Annotated in this window: 9 protein-coding genes; 3 read left to right on the top strand and 6 right to left on the bottom strand. The window is 61.7% G+C overall.

What is annotated here, in order from left to right; all coding sequences use genetic code 11:
- Positions 1 to 795: 795 nt before the first annotated feature.
- Positions 796 to 3,450 (bottom strand): pyruvate dehydrogenase (acetyl-transferring), homodimeric type, encoded by a 2,655-nt coding sequence (gene aceE / locus VJZ71_01365; GenBank protein ID HKQ46698.1) that lies wholly within the window; start codon positions 3,448 to 3,450, stop codon positions 796 to 798.
- Positions 3,451 to 3,634: 184 nt separating this feature from the next.
- Here aceE and VJZ71_01360 point away from each other — a divergent pair, with 184 nt between their 5' ends.
- Genes VJZ71_01360 through VJZ71_01350 form a run of 3 tightly spaced genes read left to right on the top strand, consistent with a single transcriptional unit; the run spans position 3,635 to position 6,034 of the window.
- Positions 3,635 to 4,165: a hypothetical protein gene (locus tag VJZ71_01360; GenBank protein ID HKQ46697.1), complete on the top strand. Its 531-nt coding sequence runs from the start codon at positions 3,635 to 3,637 to the stop codon at positions 4,163 to 4,165.
- A gap of 3 nt (positions 4,166 to 4,168) precedes the next feature.
- Positions 4,169 to 4,963 carry a tetratricopeptide repeat protein gene (locus VJZ71_01355; protein ID HKQ46696.1) on the top strand — a complete coding sequence of 265 codons (795 nt, stop codon included), beginning with the start codon at positions 4,169 to 4,171 and terminating at the stop codon, positions 4,961 to 4,963.
- A 60-nt stretch (positions 4,964 to 5,023) separates the two neighbouring features.
- Positions 5,024 to 6,034, top strand: a complete 1,011-nt coding sequence (locus VJZ71_01350) for a DUF4846 domain-containing protein (GenBank protein ID HKQ46695.1) — start codon at positions 5,024 to 5,026, stop codon at positions 6,032 to 6,034.
- 42 nt (positions 6,035 to 6,076) lie between these two features.
- On the opposite strand, the gene VJZ71_01345 is transcribed toward VJZ71_01350, so the two are convergent.
- The 5 genes from VJZ71_01345 to VJZ71_01325 all read right to left on the bottom strand — a co-directional run bounded on the left by VJZ71_01345 (position 6,077) and on the right by VJZ71_01325 (position 11,132).
- The gene (locus VJZ71_01345; GenBank protein ID HKQ46694.1) at positions 6,077 to 6,220 is read right to left on the bottom strand and encodes a hypothetical protein; all 144 of its coding nucleotides are present in this window, start codon (positions 6,218 to 6,220) and stop codon (positions 6,077 to 6,079) included.
- Positions 6,221 to 6,329: 109 nt separating this feature from the next.
- On the bottom strand, positions 6,330 to 9,092 hold the full coding sequence (gene polA / locus VJZ71_01340; protein HKQ46693.1) for a DNA polymerase I: 2,763 nt from the start codon (positions 9,090 to 9,092) through the stop codon (positions 6,330 to 6,332).
- Between the two features lie 512 nt (positions 9,093 to 9,604).
- Positions 9,605 to 9,820, bottom strand: coding sequence for a hypothetical protein (locus VJZ71_01335; GenBank protein ID HKQ46692.1), 216 nt, complete (start codon positions 9,818 to 9,820; stop codon positions 9,605 to 9,607).
- Between the two features lie 4 nt (positions 9,821 to 9,824).
- Positions 9,825 to 10,229, bottom strand: coding sequence for a DUF4329 domain-containing protein (locus VJZ71_01330; protein HKQ46691.1), 405 nt, complete (start codon positions 10,227 to 10,229; stop codon positions 9,825 to 9,827).
- A 132-nt stretch (positions 10,230 to 10,361) separates the two neighbouring features.
- Positions 10,362 to 11,132: a hypothetical protein gene (locus VJZ71_01325; GenBank protein ID HKQ46690.1), complete on the bottom strand. Its 771-nt coding sequence runs from the start codon at positions 11,130 to 11,132 to the stop codon at positions 10,362 to 10,364.
- Positions 11,133 to 11,204 lie beyond the last annotated feature (72 nt).

Genomic DNA, 11,204 nt, shown 5'->3' with positions numbered 1-11,204 from the left:
ACAATTGCCCAGAGTCCGTCGTCGACGAGAGGCTTGGCCATATGCGTGTCCTCCATGACACCCGGTGTCGTCGCATCCTGCAACACCCTGGCTATCGGCACTCTTCGTCATTGTTTATGAAGTTCTTTTAGGGACTCTAAGAAAGAATCCACACCTTCGTGCGTTTAGAGAGCAATTTCGCGAGTTTCATGCGCAATTAGTAATGGGAGATCACAATTCGTTGAAGGCGATCCGCGAGGAAATAAGGCGGGCTAAGCGCTCGATCCCCCGCTCGGCTCGCTGGAATCTTGGCCTCAAGTGGATGACATATTTTTCTCTGCCGATTGCCGTAGCCGAGGCAATTGTCCAAGGATTCCCGATTGTTGGAACGTCGCTTACCGTGATCTCAACCATAGGGACCGTGAGGAGTTCTCGGATGTATAACAAAAACGAGTGGGTACTGTTTGGCATGTGACCCTCATGGTGAACACTTCGCCGAATCACTACATCTCCTCGGCTCCCTCCCCCATTTTGACTTTTTGCGCTTTGGCGTTTTCTTCACGTTGGATATCATCGCTCGGGGCCAGATCGTCCGCAGGACCGCGAGGATCGTGGTGCTCCGGAAGACAATTCCGATGGGCCTTTCATGGAAGCCCCGACTCAGCGCAATTTAGTGAAACCCTTTCCGGTCGCAGGTTCGTATCGGGATTTGCCAATAAAACGGCTCTGGCGCGCGCCAAGGCCTTCTTATGGCGGGCTGGGACGCGCGTCCCAATTGTCGAACAGAGGAGACGCTATTACCCAGACGCATCCAGATTACGCTCGGGCGGGATCAGCGCGGTCCGGCTCCAGTCCGAATTCTTTGATAGCGGCCTCGACGGTCGCGGTGGGGACTTCGTCGCGGCGGGCGAGGGTGTGGAGGGTCGCTACCACGATCGATTCGGCGTCGACCTCGAAGTGGCGGCGGAGTTCTTCGCGGGCCTCGCTTCGGCCGAAGCCGTCGGTGCCTAGCGGGACGAACCCGGCCGGGGCCCAGCGGGCGACCTGGTCGGGGACGATCTTCATATAGTCCGATGCGGCGATGATCGGAAAGGCGTCCTCGGCGAGCATCTTCTGGAAATAGGATTTCTTCGGCTTGGCCGAGGGGTGCAGGCGGTTCCAGCGCTCGATGGTCAGCGCCTCGCGGCGCAATTGCTGGTAACTCGTGACGCTCCAGACATCCGCCGAGATTTTGTACCGCTCGCTCAGGATCTCCTGCGCCCGCTTGACCTCGTTCAATATCGAGCCGCTGCCGAAGAGATGCACCTTCGGCCAGTTGCGCTTGCGCTCGCCCCAACTGAAGCGATAGAAGCCCTTCAGAATCCCCTCGCTCACGCCCTCGACCATCGGCGGCATGACGTACGGCTCGTTGCCGATCGTCAGGTAATAAAAAATGTCGTCCTGCTGCTCGTACATCCGCCTAATCCCATCGCGGATGATGACCGCGAGTTCGTAGGCGTAGGCGGGGTCGTAGGCGAGGCAGTTCGGGACCGTCGTCGCGAGAAGTTGGCTGTGACCGTCCTGATGCTGGAGGCCTTCGCCGGCGAGGGTGGTGCGGCCGGCGGTGGCGCCCATGAGGAAGCCCTTGCCGCGGATGTCGCCGTGCGCCCAGATGCTGTCGCCGATCCGCTGGAAGCCGAACATGGAGTAGAAGACGAAGAAGGGGATGGTGTTGATGCCGTGGCTGACATAGGCGGAGCCGGCGGCGGTGAAGGAGGCCATGGAGCCGGCCTCGGTGATGCCCTCCTGCAAGAGCTGGCCGTCCTTTTCCTCGCGGTAGTACATGAGCATGGCGCGGTCGACGGGCTCGTACTTCTGACCGCCGTGGGCGTAGATGCCGTACTTCTGGAAGAGGGCGTCCATGCCAAAGGTCCGCGATTCGTCGGGGACGATGGGGACGATCAGCTTGCCGATCCGCTTGTGCTCCAGGAGCCGGGCCAACATGCGGACGAAGGCCATCGTGGTACTGACCGGGCGGTCGCCGCTGCCTCTGTAGAACTCCTCATAGGCCTTGTCGGAGGGGGCCTGGATCGGTTGCGCGCGAACGATTCGGCGGGGGATGTAACCGCCGAGGGCGGCGCGGCGCTCGCGGAGGTACGCGATCTCGGGGCTGTCGTCGGGCGGGCGATAGAACGGCGCGTCGCGGAGTTCCTTATCGGAGAGCGGAATCTCGAACCGGTCGCGGAACTCCTGCATCTCCTTTTCGTTCAGCTTCTTCTGCTGGTGGGTGATGTTCTTGCCTTCACCGGCCTCGCCCAGGCCGTAGCCCTTGATCGTGCGGGCGAGGATGACGGTCGGCTTGCCATTGCGCTGCGTGGCGGCCTTGTAGGCGGCGTAGACCTTGGCGGGGTCGTGTCCGCCGAGGCGGAGCTTTTCGAGCTGCGCGTCGGTCATGTCCTCAACAATCTTCGCCAATCTCGGATCGGCGCCGAAGAAATGCTCGCGGATGTATTTTCCCTCCGCGACGCTGTACCTCTGCCACTGACCATCCACTACACCGGTCATCCGCGCCGGCAATGCACGCTCGGTATCCGCCGCGAAAAGCGGGTCCCAATCGTCGCCCCAGAGGACTTTGATGACGTTCCAGCCGGCGCCGAGGAAGGCGGCTTCGAGTTCCTGGACGATGCTTCCGTTGCCTCGTACCGGGCCGTCGAGGCGCTGGAGGTTGCAGTTCACGACGAAGGTGAGATTGTCCAGCTCCTCACGCGAGGCGAGGGTGATCGCGCCCATGCTTTCGGGCTCGTCCATCTCGCCGTCGCCGAGAAAGGCCCACACGCGGCAGTCCTCGGTGTTGGCCAGCCCGCGGTCGTGGAGATAACGATTGAACCGCGCCTGGTAAATCGCGCTGAGGGGCCCGAGACCCATGGAGACCGTGGGGAATTCCCAGAAATCGGGCATGAGCCAAGGGTGGGGATAACTGGATAGACCGCCGCCGGGGCTGAGTTCGCGGCGGAAGTTGTGCATCTGCGTGGTGGAGAGGCGACCCAGCAGATATGCCCGCGCGTAGATGCCGGGCGACGAGTGTCCCTGAAAGTAAATCTGGTCGCCGGGCCGCTCGGCGGTGTTGGCCCGAAAGAAGTGGTTCCAGCCCACTTCCAATAGCGTGGCGGCGCTGGCGTACGTCGAGATGTGACCGCCGATGCCGGGCGAGCGGCGGTTGGCCCTTACGACAAGGGCCATCGCATTCCATCGGAGGATGCTCTTCAAGCGACGTTCGATCTCGCGATCTCCGGGATACGGGGGCTGATGGGAAACGGGGATCGTATTGATGTAGGGCGTGTTGATGCTGTGCGGGACGGGCATGCCGTGGGCGTGTGCCCAATCGCGCAGCGCGGCGAGCAGAAACTGCGCACGGTCCGGGCCCTGTTCGGCGACGACCGCCTCCAGCGACTCCAGCCATTCGTTCGTCTCGACGGGATCCTTGTCGGGCATATAGGGGTGCGACATCCGGCAGAGCTTAGCGATCCGGTGAGTGCGGTCAACAGGCTGGTACTGCGCGTCGCGAGAGGGCTTCGTGCTTACGCATGGCCGTACCGTGGCCCTATCGCCGATAGATACAGAGGAAGTGCCCACGCGCCGCCGAAGGTCGGTCCCCCAATTGCGCCGGGAGCAAGACATGAAAACGACGGTTTCGGGAATCCCCTGGTTGGCCGCGCTGGGGCTGTGCGCGGCATGCGGCTGCGCGGCAAACGAGTACACGCGGCTCAATTCGCCGCCGCAGGGCGAAGCCCCGTGTCATCCGACGTGGACGGACTACTACACGTACCACAACGATCAGGGCATGCTGGCGGACATGTCCATCGCCGACATCCATTTTGTGCCCCATTCGACGTGCCTTTCCGGCGTGGGCGAGGCCCGGCTGGAGCGGTACGCCGAGTTGCTGGCCGCGCGCGGGGGAACGCTCAACTACGACACGGCGATGAATGATCCCAAGCTCCTGGATGCGCGGCTCCAAGCGGCGCGGGACTTCCTGGCGCAGGCCTGTCCGGGCGGCCAACCGGTTGATGTCCTGGTCGGCCCGGCGGGCGGCCGGGGAATGAGCAACAAAGAAGCGAGCGAGGGCGCTGCCGTGGCCCAACAGGCGGAGCCACGAAAGAATGCTTACTACCTCAACGAGAACAAAGCCTTTGAGAAACAAGGAGATTGACCCGTGCCCGGCCGACTCTTTTTCCTACCAATGACGCTGGGCCTGGCAAGTATCGTGGGCTGCGCGCTCGACAAGGAGGAGCGCGTCGCGCAGACCGGCATGGAAGAGGAGAAGTCGCGCAAGGCGGACTCCGCCAAGCCGGCCCCTCCGCCGACGATTATGTCGGACACGCACATCGCCGCCGGCAAAATGCTGGAAAAGCAAGGTGACCTGACCGGCGCGATTGCGCAATACGAGCGCGCGATCGCCTCGAGTCCGCGGGCGGCGGTCGGGTACAACCGACTCGGCATCGTCTATCAGAAGCTCGGGCGTTTCGCCGACGCGGAGAACATCTTCCGCCAGGGAGCCGGTGCCGATCCGACGTCGGCCGCCCTTCTTAACAATCTCGGCTATTGCTATCAGGCGCAGAAGCGGCTGCCGGAAGCGGAACAGGCGTATCGCGACGCCCTGGTTCGGTCGCAGGATTTTCAGCGGGCGCGGATGAACCTCGCCATTGTGCTGGCCCAACTGGGACGGCTCGAAGAAAGCGTGATCGAGTTCAGCCGGGTCGTCGCCGCGGACGCCGCTCATTACAACGTGGCGATGGTCTGCCTCCAGAAGCGCGACTATGCCGGTGCGGAACACTCGCTGCGCGAGGCCCTGGCCATCAATCCCAACTGTCCGGGCGCGGAGGGCCAGCTTCGCCGGGTCGCGCATCTGGCCGCCGCCACGTCGCCGGAGCCTTCGGAAGCCCCGCCGCCGCCGGTCGGGCCGCTCGCGGGAGAGCCGGAAACCGTGAAGCGAACCGACGCCCCGTAGTCACTTCGTTTTGAAAGGAATGCAGGGCCGCTCGCCGCCCATTGCCATTGGAGCCGCCTCTTGCTAAACCACCTCTTCATGGACGATGTCCCCGGCCACATGGATGCGGCCGCACCGAATCCCGCCACCTCCTTGCCCAATCGCCGCCGGCGATGGATCCGTTCGATCGGCGCCGTCGTCGCCATCGCCATCGTCCTCCTCGGGGCACGGCGAACTTCATCGCCTACTTCGCTCCAGAGCATCCGGTCGTCGCCGGAGACGATCTCCCCGATCGATCAGCCGGCGGCGCGCGGCCCGGCCCCCTATGCGTGGCTTACGAAGCGCGAGGCCGCCAAGTACGTCCCGCTTATCGAGAGGATTCCCACTCCCGAGGGCTTTTCCCGAATCCCCGCGCCCGCGGGGAGTTTCGCGGCCTGGTTGAGGAACCTGCCCGTCGCGCCCGAAGGCACGCCGGTGACCACGGGCAAGCGAAAGCTCGTCATGAGTCCCGGCGATTCAGAGTTGGCGGCCGTCATCCTGTTGCAACCTCGGACCGAGAAGGCTCTGGCGGGACCCAACATGCTCGTCCGGCTGCGCGCGGAGTATTGCTGGGCGACGAAACGCCTGGCGGACCTCGGTTTTCATTTTACGAGCGGCCACCTCGCAGCGTGGGGTCAGTGGGCCGAGGGGCGGCGGCCGAACGTCAGCGGGAAGACCGTGGCCTTCGCGCCGATGGCGGAACCCGATGGGAGCCGCGAGAGTTTTTGCAGCTACCTGGAGACGATTTTTCAATATTGCTCGGTGTACAGCGTCTTTGACGACACGCGGGCGGTCGAGGACGGATCGATCGCACCCGGTGATGTCTTCCTGCGACCGGGGAAGAATGCGTGCTCCCTGCTCGTCGTCGATGTTGCGACGAGCGCGCGCGGAGAAGTTGCCGTTCTATTAGGCGACGCGGGTACGCCGGCGCAGACCTTCCACCTGATCCAACCCCCCACCGGCTCGGCGTGGTTTCCGATTGTTCAGGGCGACGATTTGGCGATCAGCGCGAAGCGCATACTACGAATGCGCGACCTGCGCCGCTGGAAGTAGAATGCCGCGGTCCGCACCGGCTAATGGCCGGTGTCAGAACGGTCACATCGGCGTGTTCGGGTCTAGGTCCGCTCCGCCCGTAAAGAGCGTCCAGACCAGATTGATAACGAACAGGATGCCGTAGATCGGGAAGAAGCCACCCAATCCGCCGCCCAAACCGCCGCCAAGCAGGTTAAAAGGAAACATAACTCACGCTCCTCGTGTAATCTCTATGAGCCCACCCTTGTTGCACATTCACAAGACAGGGGAACAGTATCTACGAATTGCGGAGTTCTTGCAACCACCCTCGGGTTGATCATTTCACATCCAGCCAATTCGGCCCCCAGGCGACGTCAACTCCAATAGGGACAGACATTTCGATCGCCTGGGACATTTCCCGGGAGACCATTTCAGCCTGCTTTTCCACCTCTACTCGGGGGGTCTCAAAAACCAGTTCGTCATGCACCTGAATCAGCATTTTCAGGGGTCGTTTTTCCGCCTGAATTCGGCGATCGATGTTGATCATCGCCCGCTTGATCAAGTCCGCCGCCGAACCCTGTACGACGGTATTGACGGCGAACCGCTCCGCCGCGTTGCGGACGCCCGGGTTACGCGAATCGATATCAGGGATGGCCCGACGGCGGCCGAGGATGGTCTTGACGTAACCGTGGCGCTTGGCGTGAGCAATGCACTCGTCGAGGAAGTCGCGGATTCTTGGGTAACGCTGAAAGTATCGTTCGATGAAGGCCTTGGCGTGGGCCTGGGACATACCGGTCTGTCGGGCGAGTCCGAAGGCGGATTGGCCATAGACGATTCCGAAGTTGACCGTCTTGGCACTGGCCCGCTGGGCGCTGGTCACCTGGTCGATTGGGATTCCCTCCAATTGCGCCGCGACGAAGGCGTGGATGTCCTGGTCCTCGCGGAAGGCGGAAGCCAGTATTTTGTCCCCGGACAAGTGCGCGAGGACGCGCAGTTCGATCTGCGAGTAATCGGCCTTGAGCAGGACGCTGTCAGGATTACCGGGAACGAAGGCCCGGCGAATTTGCGCCCCCAGCGGCGTGCGGATCGGGATGTTCTGCAAGTTGGGATCGCTGCACGAGAGCCGCCCTGTCACGGCGCCGATTTGATTAAAGCTCGGATGAATGCGACCGGTGCGACGAGAGATCATGTCCGGCAGGGCATCGACGTAGGTACCCTTGAGCTTGGCGATTTCGCGATACTCGAGGAGAAGTTTGGGAATAGGATCGTTGGTCTGCGTGGCCAGGGCTTCGAGGACTTCGGCGTCCGTGGACCGACCAGTCTTCGTGCGCCGGATGATCGGCAGCTTTCGCTCGTCGAAGAGCACGTCCGCCAGTTGCTTGGTCGAATCGAGATTGAAGGGATGACCGGCGGCGGCATGTATCTCGTCGCGTAGGGAAGTCATGCGGTCGGCCATTTGATTGCTCAGTCGGGCGAGAATTTCCGTGTCGACGGCGACGCCGCGCTGTTCCATTCGCGCCAGCACCTCGATCAGCGGCATTTCGAGATCGCGAAAGAGCGACCGTAGTTCAGGGTCGGTCAATTGCCGCTCGAAGGATTCGTGAAGCCGCCAGGCGATGTCGGCGTCCTCGCAGGCGTATTCGCAGACCCGCTGCGTGGAGAGTTGGTCAAAAGTGACTTGCTGGCGGCCCCTGCCGATCATTTCCTCGGTGGTGATCTTGCGGTAGTTCAGGAGATCAAGCGCGAGGGCGTCGATCCCATGCGATCGCCGTGAGGAATCGAGGACGAAACTGGCGAGCATCGTGTCAAAGTCGATGCCGGCGACCTCGATGCCGATCGTGGCCAGCATCCCCACGTCGAACTTCAGATTCTGACCGGACTTCTTGATGTTTGGATTCGCAAAGACCGGCCCGAGATGCCGACGGACAGCTTCCTCGGACACTACGCCGCCGATTCCACGAACGGGGATATACCAGCCGGTCGCCGGCTCCCAGGAGAGGCTGATGCCGACAAGCTGCGAATCCGCAGGCGTGAGGCCGGTCGATTCGGAATCGAAGGCGAAGGCCTTGAGTTTGGACATTCGCCTGGCGAGATCGGCGAGGGCCTCGGCGGTGTCCACGAGCCGGTAGTCGGCCTGCGCGCTGGGTCGAACTGGGGCCTCCTGCTGCTGAGCCTCGAAAAGCGTCGCGGGAATGGCGGGAACCTGGGTCGTGGCCTCCGCCTGCTGTTTTTCATCGCAGACACCGGCGAGGATGCGCTCCAGCAGCGTGTTTAGGCCGAGTTCGCGGAGGATCGGAACCGCGGCGGACGGCGTGAATTCGCAGACGGCGGCGGCGGCGAGGTCGAAGTCGATCTCAACATCGTTCTTGAGCGTCACGAGCTGCCGCACCACCTCCATACGGGCGCGGAACTCCAGCATGTTCTCGCGGAGCTTGGGGCTTAGCTCGTCGGCATGATCGATGATCGCCGCGACCGATCCGTATTGTTGCAGGAGCTGCGCGGCCTTTTTCGGCCCGACGCCGGTCACGCCCTTGATGTTGTCGGTGCTGTCGCCGATGAGCATCTGGGCCTCGACGGCCTTGTCCGGCCCGTAGCCCTTCTCTTCGAGGATCGCCGCCGCGTCGAGGACGCGATCCTTCGCAGGGTCGTAGAGCCGGACGCGCTTTCCGACGAGTTGGTCGAGATCCTTGTCCTTGCTGACGATGTATATGTCCAGATCGGCGTCCGCGAACCGGCGGCAGACCGTCGCGATCAGATCGTCCGCCTCGAATCCCTGCTTTCGCAGGATCGGCACCTTCATCGCCTCCATGACCGTCACGATCCGATCGATCTGCGGCGGGAGGTCTTCTGGCGACGGCTGGCGGTTGGCCTTGTATTCCTTGTCGATGTCGACGCGAAAGACGGTTTCGTCCGCCACGTCCATCGTCATAATCAGATAGTCCGGCTTGCGGTCGCGCAGGAGGCCGAGCAGCATCTGCGTGAAGACATGAACCGCCCGAGTCGGCTCGCCTTTGGGAGAGGTTAATGCCCGAAACGGGGCGTAGTAGGCCCGGTAGATTTGGGAGTGACCGTCGATGAGGTAGAGGGTTTTGCGGTCCATGGGCGGTTATCGTAACCGCTATGACGCGGACGATGGTGGAGCGCTGTAATGGCATTCAATCTCGGTTGGTGATACGAGTCGGAAACTGACCGTCCACTTAAGGTCGCCCGGTGAAGTAGGTTTCTTGATGTTGGTGTTTCGGACTTCCAGGGGTCTCGGCGGGAGGGCTCGGACATATTCCGGTATTGCCGACCACATTCCTGCGCTATCGAGCTTGTGCGATGGCGAATAGGATTCGACCAACTGCGCGAACGGACCATCAAACTCATCGCCCCAATAATCGCAATGGTCAAGAACATTCTCCGGTGTGATCCTAAAAGCCCCCGGCAGTCTACCGCCCGCACGCTTTTCCGCCCGGGATATCGCCCGATGCAACATGAGTTCAGGGCGATTCGGGTGTAGTACCGACCCCGGCAAGAGCACTTCCCTTTGCCGCCAACACCGAATTCGGATGTACCAGTAGAAGAGTCGTTGGCGTAGGCGTGGGCGCATAGTCCTATTGTACGAAGCGACTATTGGCTGCGGACGACGTTGAGAATTCGCAAATCATCCTTGGCAATAGTGACTCTCGCGCCGCCGCCGAGGGTGTCGTCGGTCGGAGTGAATTCGAAGACCCATTGATCCCCTTGGTCGTCCACGCTCACCTCGTCATCGAGATGGACGACGTCCGAGGCGGCGTTGCGGGCAGCCTTCAAAGCGTCGAGTAGCGGATTGAGAAGAAGTGGCATGAATCTATAGAACCTTTTCTCTTTCTCCACGTTCGATAATCGCGCCGGTCGGCTCGATTTCATACACCATCGAGCGGCTAATTACAAAGCCTCGAATCCCACGTCGCCGATGCCAACGGCGATCAGACTCACTTGGCGCTTGTTCCCATTCTCGCCCCAATTCGTCAATCAGTGGATTGGGGTGGGTGTGAAAAGTGCCGACCACCCGCATTCCATTATAGCGTTGACTCGCATCGAGAGGCGGCGGGACGACTCGAGATTGACCGCCGGGCGGCGATCGTTCGACCGCCCAGGCACCCTCGTCGTTCATTACGATGTATCCGCCTTCTTCATGGCGGTTGACCGGCTCGTCCAAGTCCGACTCTCGCCAGGCCCGGGCCAACTCGGATTTGATAAATGAATCGGTCAATAGATCCATAATCACCGACGGGACGCCAATACGAGCCTTCGCGGCAGGATTATCGCGGTTAGCCGATGTTGCGATCACCGCCGGCTGTCAACTCAGATACTGAGTGCGCGAGCGCGAATTGACCCATTAGTCCTAGGGCGGCACTGCCAGGGCCGCGGAGGGGTCTGGGTAGGACACGGGATCAATGCAGCGGAACACCTCCTGTATGGCCAGGTTGTGCGCCGCGATGTTCACATCAATGCTGTAGTGATTGACACAGCCCAATGCGGCGGCCCCGAACTTCTCGGCCGTAAAGGGCACGTTCAAGACCTGGGTATGGGTGTTGCCAACCGCGGCTTCCACGGGATTGCCCGCGAAGAACCACGGAAACAAATATCCCTCCAGGGACGGAGTCAAGAGATGGACGCACCGCGCGACGTTGGCCGGAACAGGCTTGGGCGTCGTCGCATCAAAGAGAAATAGCAATTCAACCGGGATACCTTCTTCGCCCAGCTTCTCGGCCAAGGTGATGGCGTCATCCGCACCGTAGCTGTGCCCCATCAAGACCACGGTGGTGCCGTTCGGCCGATCGGCGTAGGCCTCGGAGATGATGGTGAGCGCGACGTCGCGTTCATACCAGCCGATGATCGAAGAGGGGATATTCAGATCGTTCAGTTTTTCCGCCAACTGATCCAGCCCGAGCGAATAGGTGTCGTACAAACCGTGCAGGAGATAGACCCGCATGGGATCTGTGGCCGTTCGAGACGGCATGATCGACGGCTGATAAGGGACCGCAGACCCCCTCGCGCAGGAATCCGGCACTGCGTCATCGGAACCGGTCGTCCCGGCTCCGCAGCCCGAGACATACGTCAATATCACCACGGCCAAGGCGAGCCCTGGCAGGAATCGAAACAACCGCTCCATCCTCGCTCCTCACTCGAGGCGGGCGATCCATCACCCCAAACCCTCTAAGAATCGAAAATCTTCGGCGTGGTG

The organism is Phycisphaerae bacterium, assembly GCA_035275405.1.
Taxonomy (GTDB): domain Bacteria; phylum Planctomycetota; class Phycisphaerae; order UBA1845; family UTPLA1; genus DATEMU01.
Note: the sequence above shows the minus strand (reverse complement) of the source record. Positions and strands in the feature narration are given on the sequence as shown.

What these genes read in the sequence shown, in the direction of transcription:
- aceE (HKQ46698.1), bottom strand. Translation starts at nt 3,450, where the DNA reads ATGCCCGACAAGGATCCCGTCGAGACGAACGAATGGCTGGAGTCGCTG.
- VJZ71_01360 (HKQ46697.1), top strand. Translation starts at nt 3,635, where the DNA reads ATGAAAACGACGGTTTCGGGAATCCCCTGGTTGGCCGCGCTGGGGCTG.
- VJZ71_01345 (HKQ46694.1), bottom strand. Translation starts at nt 6,220, where the DNA reads ATGTTTCCTTTTAACCTGCTTGGCGGCGGTTTGGGCGGCGGATTGGGT.
- polA (HKQ46693.1), bottom strand. Translation starts at nt 9,092, where the DNA reads ATGGACCGCAAAACCCTCTACCTCATCGACGGTCACTCCCAAATCTAC.
- VJZ71_01335 (HKQ46692.1), bottom strand. Translation starts at nt 9,820, where the DNA reads ATGCCACTTCTTCTCAATCCGCTACTCGACGCTTTGAAGGCTGCCCGC.
- VJZ71_01325 (HKQ46690.1), bottom strand. Translation starts at nt 11,132, where the DNA reads ATGGAGCGGTTGTTTCGATTCCTGCCAGGGCTCGCCTTGGCCGTGGTG.